The 13,611-nt window shown below is 64.2% G+C and carries 12 protein-coding genes and 2 pseudogenes; 8 read left to right on the top strand and 6 right to left on the bottom strand.

What is annotated here, in order from left to right; translation table 11 throughout:
* Window positions 1-20: 20 nt before the first annotated feature.
* The 8 genes and pseudogenes from QNO18_RS18845 (at window position 21) to QNO18_RS18875 (ending at window position 7,871) form a co-directional block, all read left to right on the top strand.
* Window positions 21-1,088: a transporter substrate-binding protein gene (locus QNO18_RS18845; protein WP_283179083.1), complete on the top strand. Its 1,068-nt coding sequence runs from the start codon at window positions 21-23 to the stop codon at window positions 1,086-1,088.
* Window positions 1,085-1,684 carry an ANTAR domain-containing protein gene (locus tag QNO18_RS18850; protein ID WP_283179084.1) on the top strand — a complete coding sequence of 200 codons (600 nt, stop codon included), beginning with the start codon at window positions 1,085-1,087 and terminating at the stop codon, window positions 1,682-1,684. Before QNO18_RS18845 ends, QNO18_RS18850 begins: the two co-directional genes overlap by 4 nt.
* Window positions 1,681-2,067: a hypothetical protein gene (locus QNO18_RS25725; RefSeq protein ID WP_349293892.1), complete on the top strand. Its 387-nt coding sequence runs from the start codon at window positions 1,681-1,683 to the stop codon at window positions 2,065-2,067. The genes QNO18_RS18850 and QNO18_RS25725 overlap by 4 nt, the downstream gene beginning before the upstream one ends.
* The gene (locus QNO18_RS25730; protein ID WP_349293893.1) at window positions 2,067-2,573 is read left to right on the top strand and encodes an ABC transporter permease; all 507 of its coding nucleotides are present in this window, start codon (window positions 2,067-2,069) and stop codon (window positions 2,571-2,573) included. The genes QNO18_RS25725 and QNO18_RS25730 overlap by 1 nt, the downstream gene beginning before the upstream one ends.
* Window positions 2,573-3,493 carry an ABC transporter permease gene (locus tag QNO18_RS18860; protein WP_283179085.1) on the top strand — a complete coding sequence of 307 codons (921 nt, stop codon included), beginning with the start codon at window positions 2,573-2,575 and terminating at the stop codon, window positions 3,491-3,493. Before QNO18_RS25730 ends, QNO18_RS18860 begins: the two co-directional genes overlap by 1 nt.
* Before the next feature lie 22 nt (window positions 3,494-3,515).
* Window positions 3,516-5,119: pseudogene (locus QNO18_RS18865) on the top strand (ABC transporter substrate-binding protein).
* Between the two features lie 9 nt (window positions 5,120-5,128).
* Window positions 5,129-6,088, top strand: coding sequence for an acetamidase/formamidase family protein (locus QNO18_RS18870; RefSeq protein ID WP_283179087.1), 960 nt, complete (start codon window positions 5,129-5,131; stop codon window positions 6,086-6,088).
* Window positions 6,085-7,871, top strand: a pseudogene (locus tag QNO18_RS18875) (ABC transporter ATP-binding protein). The gene QNO18_RS18870 and the pseudogene QNO18_RS18875 overlap by 4 nt, the downstream one beginning before the upstream one ends.
* Here the strand turns inward: QNO18_RS18875 and QNO18_RS18880 are convergent.
* From QNO18_RS18880 to QNO18_RS18905, 6 genes are all read right to left on the bottom strand, one after another.
* Window positions 7,838-9,445 carry an FGGY-family carbohydrate kinase gene (locus QNO18_RS18880; protein WP_283179088.1) on the bottom strand — a complete coding sequence of 536 codons (1,608 nt, stop codon included), beginning with the start codon at window positions 9,443-9,445 and terminating at the stop codon, window positions 7,838-7,840. The pseudogene QNO18_RS18875 and the gene QNO18_RS18880 overlap by 34 nt on opposite strands.
* Before the next feature lie 9 nt (window positions 9,446-9,454).
* Complete coding sequence (locus QNO18_RS18885; protein ID WP_283179089.1) at window positions 9,455-10,183, bottom strand: SDR family oxidoreductase; 729 nt, start codon at window positions 10,181-10,183, stop codon at window positions 9,455-9,457.
* A gap of 17 nt (window positions 10,184-10,200) precedes the next feature.
* A complete protein-coding gene (locus QNO18_RS18890) occupies window positions 10,201-11,448 on the bottom strand; it encodes a sugar ABC transporter permease (RefSeq protein WP_283179090.1) in 1,248 nt (415 codons plus the stop codon).
* Window positions 11,441-12,238, bottom strand: coding sequence for an ATP-binding cassette domain-containing protein (locus tag QNO18_RS18895; protein ID WP_283179091.1), 798 nt, complete (start codon window positions 12,236-12,238; stop codon window positions 11,441-11,443). The genes QNO18_RS18890 and QNO18_RS18895 overlap by 8 nt, the downstream gene beginning before the upstream one ends.
* Window positions 12,239-12,309: 71 nt before the next feature.
* The gene (locus QNO18_RS18900) at window positions 12,310-12,618 is read right to left on the bottom strand and encodes a hypothetical protein (RefSeq protein ID WP_283179092.1); all 309 of its coding nucleotides are present in this window, start codon (window positions 12,616-12,618) and stop codon (window positions 12,310-12,312) included.
* Complete coding sequence (locus QNO18_RS18905) at window positions 12,615-13,367, bottom strand: substrate-binding domain-containing protein (RefSeq protein ID WP_283179093.1); 753 nt, start codon at window positions 13,365-13,367, stop codon at window positions 12,615-12,617. The genes QNO18_RS18900 and QNO18_RS18905 overlap by 4 nt, the downstream gene beginning before the upstream one ends.
* Window positions 13,368-13,611 lie beyond the last annotated feature (244 nt).

Below are 13,611 nucleotides of genomic sequence, written 5' to 3' on the forward strand. Positions count from 1 at the left end.
TTTTGCATTTTTGGGGCGTGATGAAACGCAGCATCGATATCGGCATCCTGCAATCGCAGAGCGGCAATTACGCCGCCCTTTCGGTCATCAGCCGGGCAGGACTGTTGCGCGGCGTGGCCGAGGTCAATGCGAGCCCCGATTACGACCTGTGTTTCCGCGTCTGCGGGCGCGACCCCGAAGGCCGCACCGACCGCTATGCACCTTTGTGCCGCGAGATCCTGCGCGAAACCGGGGCGCGCCATATCTTCGGCTGTGTCACCTCGTCCAGCCGCAAAGAGGTGATCCCCGAGCTGGAACGCTTTGACGGCGTGCTCTGGTATCCGCTGCCCTATGAGGGGTTCGAGGCCTCGGAACGTGTGGCCTATCTGCATTCCTGCCCGAACCAGCATCTGCTGCCGCTGCTGGACTGGGCGCTGCCCGCGCTCGGGCGGCGCGGCTATCTGGTCGGCTCGAATTACATCTGGGGCTGGGAGATCGCGCAGATCGCGCGCGAACGGATCGCGTCGCTTGGCGGCGAGGTGGCGGGCGACCGCTATCTGGCGCTTGGCGATTGCGATTCCAGTCATATCATCAATGAGATCGCGGCTTTGCAGCCCGATTTCATCCTGAATTCGCTGGTCGGGGAAAGCGATTATGCCTTCCTGTCGCAGCTCCGGGATCTGCGCGACAGGACCGGGGCGCGGCTGCAGGTGCTGTCGTGCAATTTCACCGAATGCGAGATCGAAAGCAGCCAGGGCGGGGCCGAGGGTCTGATCGCGGCCGGCCCCTGGTTCGAGCCCGGCGAGGGGCGCGGCGGCTCGATTGCCGAGGTGGCGCGCCGTTCGGTACATGAGCTCGCGCGGCTGTTGCATGGCCGCCCCGGGGCCGAGCGGCTGAGCCTTGCAGACCTGCTTCGCGATGCGCCGGGGGGCGCGCGCTCCCGCCTCGATCCGACCCATTTCCACGCTGCGCAGCCGGTGGTGATCGCACAGATCCGGGAGGGGCGCTTTCACGAGATCCTGCGCCATGCGCCGCGCGCCGCCGACCCCTATCTGACCGCGCGCGACCGCGATCTGCCCTCTGCCCCGATCTTGCGGGTGGTGTCATGACGCGGCTCCGCACCGAAAACCTCGGCAATGCGCTGGCCTTTGTGTTGCACCGGCCGCATCCCGCGATCCAGGGGCTGACGCGCCAGCTCCGGGTCATCGGGCTCGAGCTGCGCGAGGCCTGGCCCGATCTGCCCGCCGAGGCGTTCAGCGCCGATTTCATCTTTTACGACGCCGATACCGGCCATGACGAACAATTCCCCTGGGCGCCGGGGGCCTCGCCCATGCCGATGATCGCGCTGATCGGGTCCGAGGCACCGGGGCGGCTGAACTGGGCGCTGACCATGGGCGCCCATGCGCAGCTTCTGAAACCCGTGAGCGACAAGGGCGTCTATGCAGCGCTTCTGGTGGCGCGGGCGAATTACGACCGGGCGCGCGCCTCGGATGCGCTGATCGCCGATCTGGAAGACCGGCTTTCGGCACGGCAGACCGTGGTCCAGGCCGTGATGATCTTCGTCCTGCGCGGCAAATCCGAAGCCGAGGCCTATGAGCTTTTGCGCCAGACCGCCATGGCCTGGCGCGTCACCATCGAGATCGCTGCCGCAAGGCTGGTGGCCAATCACCGGGCGGAAGCCCCGGGCAAAGAGGACCGCAAATGACCGCCGCTGCCCCTATCGCAACCGCGCCCGCCGACAAAGCGCCGTCGGTGCTGCGCCGCCTTATGGGGCGCAAACTGGCGCTGTTCGGCTTTCTGATCATCGTAATCTGCGTCGGCGGCGCGGTCTTCGCCAACTGGCTGGCGCCCTTCGATCCGAATGAGCAGTTTTTCGACGGCCTGACCCTTGAGGGCGCGCCGCTGCCGCCCGGACCGGTCTATTGGTTCGGAACCGACCTTCTGGGCCGCGATCTGCTGTCACGGCTGTTATACGGCGCGCAGACCTCGCTGATCATCGGGCTGGTGGCCAATGGCGCGGCTTTGTTCATCGGCACGCTGGTCGGGGTCACCGCGGGCTATTTCCGGGGGTCATCGGCACGGTCCTGATGCGGTTCACCGATCTGATGATGGCTTTTCCGGCGCTGTTGCTGGCGATTTGCCTCGCCGCGATCTTTCAGCCGTCTTTGTGGATCGTCGCCCTGGTGATCGCTTTCGTGAACTGGGTCCAGACAGCCCGGGTGATCTTTACCCAGACCTCCTCGCTGGCCGAGCGCGATTTCATCGCAGCCGAAAAGACGCTGGGCGCCGGGCATGGACGGATCCTCTTTCGCCACATCCTGCCGCATCTTCTGCCGACGCTGATTGTCTGGGGCACATTGGGGATCTCGACCACCGTGCTTCTGGAGGCGACTTTGTCTTTCCTTGGCGTGGGCGTGCAGCCGCCGATCCCGTCCTGGGGCAATATCATCTTTGAAAACCAGACCTGGTTCCAGGCCGCACCCTGGCTGGTGTTTATCCCCGGCGCCGCGATCCTTCTGCTCGCGCTCGCCTTCAACCTGGTCGGAGACGCTTTGCGTGACATTCTCGACCCGACACAACAGGGGCGCGACTGATGCTGGCCTATATCCTGCGCCGCCTTGCGCTCTCTGCGCTGATCCTCCTTGGGGTCTCGTTCATCACCTTCGTGCTGCTTTACGTGCTGCCCGCCGACCCGGTGCGCCAGATCGCTGGCCGCTCTGCCACCCCCGAAACGGTCGCGAGCATCCGGCGCCAGCTGGGCCTCGATCAGCCCTTCGTCGTGCAATATGGCCATTATCTGTGGAACCTGCTGCAAGGCGATCTGGGCCGCTCATATCTGCAAAAGACCGAAGTGGCGGCGTTGATCACCTCGCGCCTGCCGGCGACGCTCTTGCTGATGCTGGCCGCGATCACCTGCGAGCTGGTGATCGGCCTGACCCTTGGCGTCGTCGCGGCGCTTTACCGGGGCCGTGCGCTCGACAATGTGCTGATGCTCTCAAGCTTTGTCACCGTATCCGCGCCGCAATTCGTGGTGGCGCTGCTGCTCCTTTATGTCTTTGCGGTCAAGCTCGGCTGGTTCCCGATCGGCGGCTACGGCACATTCGCGCATCTGGTGCTGCCGGCGCTGACTTTGGGGATCCTCGGTTCGGGCTGGTATGCGCGGATCATGCGGTCCTCGATGCTGGATGTGCTGCGCGCCGATTTCATCCGCACCGCCCGGGCCAAGGGTCTCGGGCGCGGGCGGATCATCCTTGGCCATGCCATCCCCAATGCCATCCTGCCGGTGATCGCCATGATCGGCATTGATATCGGCATCTTCATGTCCGGGATCGTGGTGGTGGAAAGCGTCTTTGGCTGGCCCGGCATCGGCCAGCTGGCCTGGCAGGCGATCCAGCGCGTCGATATCCCGATCATCATGGGCGTCACGCTTGTCTCGGCCTTTGCGATCGTGATCGGCAATCTGCTTGCCGACCTGATTTCCCCGCTTATCGACCCGCGCATCAAACTGCGCTGACCAAACCAACAGGAGAGAAACAATGAAAAAACTTATCCTTTCTACGGCCCTTGCCACCATGATGGCGATGAGCCCGACGCTTGCAGAGACCCCCACCCGGGCGGCAATATGATCTTGACCTACAAAGACGATGTCGCGACGCTCGACCCGGCGATCGGCTATGACTGGCAGAACTGGTCGATGATCAAATCGGTCTTTGACGGGCTGATGGATTATGAGCCGGGCACCACCACGCTGCGCCCCGGTCTGGCCGAAAGCTACGAGATTTCCGAAGACGGGCTGACCTATACGTTCAAACTCCGCCCCGGGGTGAAGTTCCACAATGGCCGTGAGATGACCTCTGAAGACGTGGTCTACTCGATCAACCGGGTGGTGAACCCGGCAACGCAATCGCCGGGCCAGGGCTTTTTCGGCATGATCGACGGCTTTGACGCCACCGCCGCTGACGGTTCGGCGCTGACGGGTGTCTCGGCGCCGGATGCCGCGACGGTAGTGTTCAGACTGTCGCGTCCCGATGCGACCTTCCTGCATGTCATGGCGCTGAATTTCTCTTATGTGGTGCCGAAAGAGGTGGTCGAGGCAGAAGGCGCCGATTTCGGCAAGAAGCCGGTCGGGACCGGCGCGTTTAAGCTGGCGGAATGGACGCTTGGCCAGCGTCTCGTCTTCGAGAAAAACGCGGATTACTGGATTGCGGGCGTTCCCTATCTCGACAGCTTCACGGTTGAGGTTGGCCAGGAGCCGGTCGTGGCACTTCTGCGGGCGCAAAACGGCGAAGTGGATATTCCCGGCGACGGCATCCCACCCGCGAAATTCGTCGAGGTAATGAGCGACCCGGCCCAGGCTGCGAATGTGGTCGAAGGCGGCCAGCTCCATACCGGCTATGTCACGATGAATGTCACCGCTGCCCCCTTTGACAAGGTCGAGGTGCGCCGCGCCGTCAATATGGCGATCAATAAGGACCGGATCGTCCAGGTGATCAATGGCCGTGCGGTTCCGGCAAACCAGCCGCTGCCGCCTTCAATGCCCGGCTATACCAAAGACTATGCGGGCTATGCCTATGACGTCGACGCAGCAAAGGCGCTGCTGAGCGAGGCCGGCTACGCGGACGGGTTCGAGACCGAGCTTTACGTGATGAACACCGACCCGAACCCGCGCATCGCGCAGGCGATCCAGCAGGATCTGAAAGCCATCGGCATCACCGCGAATATCCGCTCGCTCGCCCAGGCCAATGTGATCGAGGCTGGCGGTGCGGGCACGGCCCCGATGATCTGGTCCGGTGGCATGGCCTGGATTGCCGACTTCCCCGATCCCTCGAATTTCTACGGCCCGATCCTTGGCTGTGGCGGCGCGGTCGAAGGCGGCTGGAACTGGTCGAAATATTGCAACGAGGGTCTCGACGCGATGGCGGCGAAAGCGGACAGCACCGTTGATCCGGCGAAAGCCGACGAGCGCCTGAAACTCTGGTCCGATGTCTATATGGGCGTGATGGAAGATGCTCCCTGGGCGCCGGTGTTCAACGAACAGCGCTTTACGCTGAAATCGCCGCGTATGGGCGGGGCGGATGCGCTGTATGTCGATCCGGTCTCGATCCCGGTCAACTACGATTACGTCTATATCAAGGAGTGAGCACGGATCATGTGTAAGCACTGCAATCATACGATCCACGCCCATCAGCACCATTTCGGCTGGGACAATTCTTTCGCGCCCGCGCTGAAAGCCGCCCCGGGTGAGACGATCCTGTTCCAGTGCCTCGACAGTTCCGGGGGCCAGCTTGGCCCCCGCTCGACTGTCGCGGATGTGGCGGCGCTGGATTTTGGCAAGATCAACCCGGTCTCCGGGCCGGTCTTTGTCGATGGCGCAAAGCCGGGGGACGTGCTGAAGGTCACGATTGACAGCTTCACGCCGCAACAGCGCGACGGCGCGGGCTTTGGCTGGACCGCGAATATCCCGGGCTTTGGCCTTCTGACCGACCAGTTCGAGGAACCGGCGCTGAATGTCTGGAAATTCGATGCGACCAGCCTGGAACCCGCCCTGTTCGGCCGCCACGCCCGTGTGCCGCTGAAGCCTTTCGCCGGCACCATCGGCAATGCGCTGGCCGAGGCAGGGCATCATTCGATCGTGCCGCCGCGCCGGGTGGGCGGCAATCTCGACATCCGTGATCTGAGCGCCGGAACAACGCTTTACCTGCCGGTCGAAGTTGAAGGCGCGCTGTTTTCCGTAGGGGACACCCATGCCGCCCAGGGCGATGGCGAGGTCTGCGGCACTGCGATTGAAAGCCCGTTCGATGTGGTACTGACCCTTGATCTGATCAAAGGCCAGCCGCTGAAAACCCCGCGTTTCACCACACCAGGGCCGGTAACGCGCCATCTTGACGCGAAGGGCTATGAGGCGACAACCGGCATCGGACCCGATCTCTGGACGGCGGCGAAGGATGCGGTTTCGGCGATGATCGACCTGCTCTGCGTGACGCAGAGACTCGAGCCGGTCGACGCCTATATGCTCTGTTCAGTCTGCGGCGATCTCAGAATCTCCGAGATTGTGGACATGCCGAATGTAGTGGTCAGCTTCTACTTCCCGCGTGCAGTTTTCGAATGACCAGGCCCGCGCCTTCCCCCGCTGATGATGTGGTGCTTTCGCTGCGGGACCTCAGGGTCTCGGCACGCTCCGACCAGGGGCTGATCCCCCTTATCGAGGGACTGAGCCTTGAGCTCAGACGCGGCGAGACCCTGGCGATTGCGGGGGAAAGCGGCTCGGGGAAGTCGATCACCTCGCTCGCCATCATGGGGTTGTTGCCGCAGCCAGCGGTCAGGGTCACCGGCGGCACGATCCATCTGGGCGAGACCGAGCTGACCGGTCTGTCCGAGGCAAAGATGCAACGCCTGCGTGGTGCCCGGATCGCCATGATCTTTCAGGAGCCGATGACGGCCCTGAACCCGGTCATGTCCATCGGCCGCCAGCTGACCGAGGCGATCCGCGCACATGAGCCACTGTCGATGCGCCAGGCCCGCGCCCGTGCGCTTGAGGCGCTGAAGGCGGTGCGGCTGTCACAGCCCGAGCGCAGGCTGGAACAATTCCCGCATGAGCTGTCCGGCGGCATGCGTCAGCGGGTGATGATCGCCATGGCGATTGCGCTGAAACCCGATGTGCTGATCGCCGATGAGCCGACCACGGCGCTGGATGTGACGGTGCAGCGCGAAGTGCTGGATCTGGTCCGCGACCTGCAACGCGATCTGGGCACGGCGGTCATTCTGATCACGCATGACATGGGCGTGGTTGCGGAAATGGCCGACCGGGTGATCGTGATGCAAAAGGGCCGGGTCGTAGAGACCGCCAAGACGATTGACCTCTTCGACGCCCCCGCGAAACCTATACGCGTGAGCTGCTCGCCGCCGTGCCAAGGATCGGCGGGGGGCCGGCGCGGACCACGACGGCGACAGAGGATGTGCTGGTGCGCTACCAGGATGTCTCGGTCCGCTTTCCGATCCGCCAGGGGTTGCTCGGTCGGGTGACGGCGCAGGTTCATGCGGTCGAGCAGGTATCGCTGGAAATTTTCAAAGGCGAGACGCTGTCGCTGGTCGGTGAATCCGGCTGCGGGAAATCGACCATGGCGCGGGCGCTGGTCGGCCTCTTGCCCCATAGCGGGCGGATCGAGGTCGCAGGCCGGGCGCTGGCAGAGCTTGACGGAGCCGCGCGCAAGGCGCTGCGCCGGGATTTACAGATCGTCTTCCAGGACCCGATGGCGGCGCTTGATGCGCGGATGACGGTAGGCGAACTGATCCGCGAGCCATTGCTGATCCATGGTATCGGCACAGCGGCAGAACAGCGCGCAAGGGTCTGTGACCTGCTGGAGCGGGTCGGCCTGTCAGCCTCGGTCTACAACCGCTACCCGCATCAGTTTTCCGGCGGGCAGCGACAACGGATCTGCATCGCCCGCGCGCTGGCGCTGAAGCCGAAGCTGATCGTCTGCGATGAAAGCGTCGCCGCGCTGGATGTGTCGATTCAGGCCAAGGTGCTGGAGCTGCTGCGTGATTTGCAGCGCGAGAGGGGGGTGAGTTTCCTCTTCATCAGCCATGACATGGCGGTGGTCGAGAATGTCTCGGACCGGGTGGCGGTGATGTATCTCGGCCAGATTGTCGAGATGGGCACGCGCGCGCAGCTGTTTGGCAACCCGCAGCACCCCTATACACAGCGCCTGCTGGAAGCCGTGCCGGTGCCCGATCCGAAACGCCCGCGCGCAGCTGCGGCCCGGATGGCGGGCGAGATCCCGAGCCCGGTCTGGCCTTTGGGCCAGGGACCGGCCCGCGTGCGACTGGAAGATATCGGCGGCGGCCACCTCGTCGCGCGTCAGGCTCCTCTCGCGAGCCGCGCCGCCTGCTGAAGCGCGGTAAAGGCCTGAAAGCGCCGCTCATGCAGCGCTTTCGCCCCGCCGCCCGCCGGCTGATGCGCCTCGCCAGGGCCGGACAATCCGGCCATGGCGGGGCGCATATCGGGGAAAAGCCCCCCCGCCACCGCGCCAAGTGTGGCCGAACCCAGCAGCACCGGCTCATCCGAGGCCGAGCCCATCACCACACGCCCGGTGGCATCGGCCAGGATCTGGCGGATCAGCCGCGATTCCCCGGCGCCGCCGGAAATCACGATCTTTTCGACCCTGGCCCCGGCCGCATCCTGCACATCAAGGATCTGCCTGAGCCCGTAAGCCACGCCGCAGATCCCGGCGAGGTAAAGCGCCTCGAGGTTTTCCAGGTCGCGCTCCATCCCCAGCCCCGCGATCACGGCGCGGGCATGCGGATCGGCATGGGGGGCGCGGTTGCCAAGGAATTCCGGCACCACATGCAGATCCCCCGCCAGCGCTGCCGCCTGTGACAGATCAGGCGCGCGGGCAAGGATCCGCTGCGTCAGCCAGAGCGCCAGTGACTGGCCCTTGCCCCGGGCCTCCGCCCTGGCCCCGGCGCTTGCGGGGTGGAAATCGAGCAACTGGTCAATCGCTGCCCCCGCCGCCGATTGCCCGCCTTCGCTGAGCCAGAGCCCCGGAACCATGGCCGAGAAATACGGGCCCCAGACCCCGGGCACGAAGACCGGCTCTGCCGTCGAGGTCATGGTGCAGGACGAGGTGCCGAAAACATAGGCCATATGGGTCAGGGGCGAGCCTTCGATCCCGACCGTGCCGATACCACCGGCATGGGCGTCGATCATCCCCGCCGCAACCGGCGTGCCGGGCGCAAGGCCAAGATCGGCCGCCGCCGCCGCCGTCAGCCCCTGGCCAAGGGAAGTTCCCGGCGGCACCACACGCGTGCCGATACGGGCGAACTGTTCATCGGCCAGCTCTTCCAGCCCGATCTGGCGGAAGTAAGACGGATCCCAGCGGTTTTCATGCGCCAGATAGGTCCATTTGCAGGTGACGGTACAGGTCGAACGCGCCTCATCCCCCGTGGCCTTCCAGGTCAGGAAATCCGCCAGGTCAAAGAAATGCCGCGCGTCCGCGAAGATCTGCGGCCGGTTTTCTTTCAGCCATAAAAGCTTCGGCGTCTCCATCTCGGGCGAGATTTTACCGCCGACATAGGCCAGAACCGCATGGCCCTGTGCGTTGATCCGTTCGGCCTGATCGACCGCACGGTGATCCATCCAGACGATCACATCACGTGCCGGGTCTTCCGACGGGCCAACGGGCAGCGACACGCCGCCCTCGCCCAGAACCACCAGCGAACAGGTCGCGTCAAAGCCGATCCCGGCGACGAGGGCAGGATCTGCCCCCGCCATCACCTCGCGCACGCATTGCGCCACCGCCCCCCAGATCTGCACGCTGGATTGTTCGACCATCGCCCCCGGCCCGCGCCAGAGCGTGATCTCGCGCTTTGCCGATGCGAGCAGACGGCCGGTCTGGTCAAACAGACCCGCGCGGGCGCTGCCGGTGCCGACATCGACACCGATCAGATATTTGGGGGCAGTGGTCATGGCAGTGCCTCAGAGATCAAAGGTCGCGGGCAGGATCACCAGATCGCGGATCGTCACGGTCCGGGGACGGGTCAGCATGAAGAGAACCGCTTCGGCCACTTCTTTCGCCTGCATCAGGCTGCCATTGGCCAGCGCCTCATCCATCTTGGCTTTCGGCCAGTCATCGAGCAGCGCGGTCACGACCGGACCGGGCAGCACCGCGCCCACCCTGACACCATGCGGCGCGACCTGGCGGCGCGTGGCATGGACAAAGCCCTGGACTGCGAATTTCGACGCGGTATAGACCGGCTCCCAGATCACCGGCACCACGCCCGCGACCGACGAGGTAAACAGGATATCCCCAGATTTCTGAGCGATCAGATGCGGCAGCACCGCATGGACAGACCGGAAGGCCGCATTGATATTGAGGTTCAGCATCCGGTCCCAGGCGTCGGGGTCGCCCTCGGCCACCGGACCGCCGATATAGGCGCCGGCATTGGCATAGAACACATCCAGCCGCCCGGCGAGATCAAGGATCTTCGGAAGGATCGCCGAGACCTGCTTGCCATCCAGCAGATCCACGACCAAAGGCAGCGCGTTCGGGCCCATCTCGGCGCAAAGCTGCTTAAGCCGGTCTTCCGCACGGTCGATCAGCACCACTTTCGCACCGGCCGCGACCAGGGTGCGGGCGCATTCCAGCCCGATCCCCGAGGCCGCACCGGTGATCGCAACGACCTTGTCCTGCATTGATTCAGCCATTTCTTAACTCCTGTATATCAACCGCGCCCATGGGTCGCACGCGACTGGCGGGCAAGGGAATCGACGATCACAGCAATGGCCAGCACGGCTCCGGTGATCATGTAACGCAGGCTCGACGACAGGTTCAGAAGCGTCAGCCCGTTGGAAATCGCCTGGATCACGATGATCCCCAAAAGCGCCGCCCAGGCAGAACCGCGCCCGCCAAAGAGCGACGTGCCCCCGATCACCGCAGCCGCAATGGCGTTGAGGTTCACATCCCCCGTGCCGGCCTGCTGGCTGGAAGAGGCAAGCCGCCCCGCCGCCAGCACCCCGCCCAGAGCGGCCAGCGTGGAGCACAGCATGAAGGCCGAATAATAGATCCGCCGCACATTGATGCCCGACCGCCGCGCCGCCTCGCGATTGCCGCCGACCGCGAAAAGCGAACGGCCCCATTTGGTGCGGGTCAGCGCATATTGCATCGCAACGACAAGGCCGACGAACAGCCCGAACATCCACGGCACGCCGCGGCCAAGGTTCAGGTACCAGACCGCGAATTGCAGTGCCGCCGTCAGGACGCCCGCCTTGATCAGCAAAAGGCTCAGCGGCATCGCGGTCAGCCCGGCGGCGCGGCGGCGCTTTGCCGTATTAAGCCCGCCGAACAGCACGACAAGCCCCGGGATCAGCGCAAGGCCATGCGACAGCCAGGCCGGCATCACCAGAAGCTGGCCAAAGGCCACCAGCGGCGAGGAAAACGGCAGGTTGATCGAGCCGGTCGGCCCAAGAATGTAAAGCTGCATCCCCAGAATGGCGAGAAGCCCGGCAAGTGTCGCCACGAAACTCGGCATACCCAGCCTTGTGTAAAGCGTGGCATAGACAAAGCCGATCACCATGCCCGCAATCAGCGCCGCGCCAATTGCCACCGGCAAAGGCAGGCCCATATTCACCCAGATCACACCCACCAGGGCCGAGGCGAAGCCGCTCATCGAGCCCACGGAAAGGTCGATCTCTCCCAGCATCAGCACGCAGACGATGCCAAGCGAGATCACCCCAACTGTCGCACAGTCAAAAAGCAGGTTCACAAGGTTATTCGGCAGCAGGAACACCGGGTTCAGGCTGGAGAAAACCACCGAAATAACCACCAGCCCGACCGCGACCGGCAGGATGCCCAGATCGCCCGCCCGCACCCGGTCGATGAACAGCCGCACCGCACCGGAAAGGCTGTCATCGTTTCTGACCCGCTCATCCGCCCGGTCAAGGGGTTTGGGGGCGAGTTTCACGTCACTCATGGTGCTCCTCCGCCGCCTTGCGGCTTGCGCGGCGCGAGACCGCATTTTCCGACGCGCCGGTGATGGCCGCGACCAGTTCCTGGTTGCTCGACTCGGGCGTGAAGACCCCGCCGTTCTTCCCCAGCCTGAGCACGACGATACGGTCCGCCACCGCGCGGACATCTTCCATATTATGACTGATAACGATCACACCGAGCCCGCGCGCGCGCACCCGGTCGATCAGGTTCAGAACCTCGGCCGTCTGCGCCACGCCAAGCGCCGCCGTCGGCTCGTCCAGCATGATAATCTTCGGGTCCGTCAGCAGCGAGCGCGCAATCGCCACCGTCTGGCGCTGCCCGCCCGAAAGCGAGGCGACGGGTTCGCGCACCGAGGGTATCCGCGCCGCAAGTTCACGCAAAAGCGTCCAGGCCCGAACCTCCATCTGCACCTCGTCGAGGCGCCAGGGCGAAATCTCATGGCCGAGAAACAGGTTCGAGACGACATCGAGGTTTTCACACAGAGCAAGGTCCTGGAAGACGGTCGCGATCCCCAGATCCAGCGCTTTGGCCGGGCTGTCGAGGGTCACGGGTTTCCCCATGAACCGCACCTCGCCCGCCGAGGGCTGATGCACCCCCGCCAGCACCTTCACCAGCGTCGATTTACCGGCACCATTATCGCCGACCAGCGCCACGACCTCACCGGCATGGACCTCAAGCTCGATATCGCTCAGCGCCGACACGGCCCCGAAATTCTTTGAAACACCTGTGAGCTGCAACAGCAGCTCCCCTTTCGGGGGTTTGTCGTCACTCATCGCTGCGCCTTCCGCAATAGAATGTGGCCCGACCGCCAGGGAGCAATGCGGTCGGGCCAGAGCACGGGAGCTTACTCGGTGATCCCGAGCGCCTTGCAGCCTTCGGCATATTCGCCGGTGCAGATCTGCTCAGCGGTCTGGATCCCCTTGTCGAAGATCTCGGCCTTGATGTTTTCCTTCGTCACCACGGCGGGAACGAAGAGCTCGGACGGCGTGTCATAAAGCGTGGTCTTTGCCTCGGGCGTTTCGCCATTGAGGAAGGTGACCGCAATATTCGCCGCCGCTGCCGCCACAATCTCAGAGGGTTTCGAGATCGTGTTATACTGGTCGCCCGAAATGATCAGCTGCAGCGCCGCGATGGTCGCGTCATTGCCGGTCACGGGGGAACCGGGCTCACGCCCGCCGCCTTGAAGGCCGCAACCGCGCCGCCGCCAGTGCCGTCATTCGCCGCGACCACACCGGTAATTTCGGCGCCGAAACGGGTGATCTGACCCGCCGCCCATTCCTGCGCCTTCGGCGGCGCCCAATCGGGCGTGTCGAATTCGGCAAGCGTCTTGTAGGGGGATTCCTTCAGCGCTCGATGGATGCCGTCGCGGATCAGCCCGGCTGCCGCATCGGTGGGCGATCCATTGATCTGCAGCACCCCTGCCCCATCTGCGACGCCCGAGGCTTTCAGATGATCGGTCAGCGATTTCGCGATGGCGTAGCCAATGCCTTCATTGTCGAAAGACACATAGAAATCAGCCGGCGTTGCCGGGATCGGGCGGTCATAGGCGATGACCTTGACGCCCTGCGCCTGCGCCAGCGTCACCAGCCCCGCCGCCGCCGCCGAGTCGACCGGATCCAGCACGATGACCTTTGCGCCCTGGGTCAGCAGCGCATTGAACTGCTGCTGTTGCAGTGCCACATCGGCATTGGCGTTCTGGTAGATCACCTCGCAAGACGGGCAAAGCTTGTCCATCTCGGCCTTGAAGCCGGGGAAGTCATGCTCTTCATAGCGGGTCGAAGCCTGGTCGGGCATCAGGAAGCCCACCACACCCGAAGGCTCCGCCAGGGCAGCAGTACCAAGCAACATGGCCAGCGCTGTCGCCATTACGGGCGCCGTTGCGGGCAAGGCATGAAATTTCATCTCGTCTCTCCTCCACATGGGGCGGGCGGCCCATGCCCCCGCTGATCGCCAACACGGCCAATCCCGCTCCGGATGGTAAGGCCGACGAGGAGAGATGCGCCGCCAGAAAACACCGGTGATCCGGCGCATTTCTGACTTTGCTGATATCCTCCCCAGGCTCCCGAAACCGGGCCGGTGGCGCAGATTATTCGTGTTCCATCGATGTAGCCCTCCTGCTCAACCGATGTAGCAAAAGGTTGTGTCA

This window comes from Gemmobacter sp. 24YEA27, assembly GCF_030052995.1.
Classification (GTDB): domain Bacteria; phylum Pseudomonadota; class Alphaproteobacteria; order Rhodobacterales; family Rhodobacteraceae; genus Pseudogemmobacter.

Excerpts from the sequence above, each read along its gene's own strand:
- QNO18_RS18845 (WP_283179083.1), top strand. The coding sequence starts at position 21 with ATGAAACGCAGCATCGATATCGGCATCCTGCAATCGCAGAGCGGCAAT.
- QNO18_RS18850 (WP_283179084.1), top strand. The coding sequence starts at position 1,085 with ATGACGCGGCTCCGCACCGAAAACCTCGGCAATGCGCTGGCCTTTGTG.
- QNO18_RS25725 (WP_349293892.1), top strand. The coding sequence starts at position 1,681 with ATGACCGCCGCTGCCCCTATCGCAACCGCGCCCGCCGACAAAGCGCCG.
- QNO18_RS25730 (WP_349293893.1), top strand. The coding sequence starts at position 2,067 with ATGCGGTTCACCGATCTGATGATGGCTTTTCCGGCGCTGTTGCTGGCG.
- QNO18_RS18860 (WP_283179085.1), top strand. The coding sequence starts at position 2,573 with ATGCTGGCCTATATCCTGCGCCGCCTTGCGCTCTCTGCGCTGATCCTC.
- QNO18_RS18870 (WP_283179087.1), top strand. The coding sequence starts at position 5,129 with ATGTGTAAGCACTGCAATCATACGATCCACGCCCATCAGCACCATTTC.
- QNO18_RS18880 (WP_283179088.1), bottom strand. The coding sequence starts at position 9,445 with ATGACCACTGCCCCCAAATATCTGATCGGTGTCGATGTCGGCACCGGC.
- QNO18_RS18885 (WP_283179089.1), bottom strand. The coding sequence starts at position 10,183 with ATGGCTGAATCAATGCAGGACAAGGTCGTTGCGATCACCGGTGCGGCC.
- QNO18_RS18890 (WP_283179090.1), bottom strand. The coding sequence starts at position 11,448 with ATGAGTGACGTGAAACTCGCCCCCAAACCCCTTGACCGGGCGGATGAG.
- QNO18_RS18895 (WP_283179091.1), bottom strand. The coding sequence starts at position 12,238 with ATGAGTGACGACAAACCCCCGAAAGGGGAGCTGCTGTTGCAGCTCACA.
- QNO18_RS18905 (WP_283179093.1), bottom strand. The coding sequence starts at position 13,367 with ATGAAATTTCATGCCTTGCCCGCAACGGCGCCCGTAATGGCGACAGCG.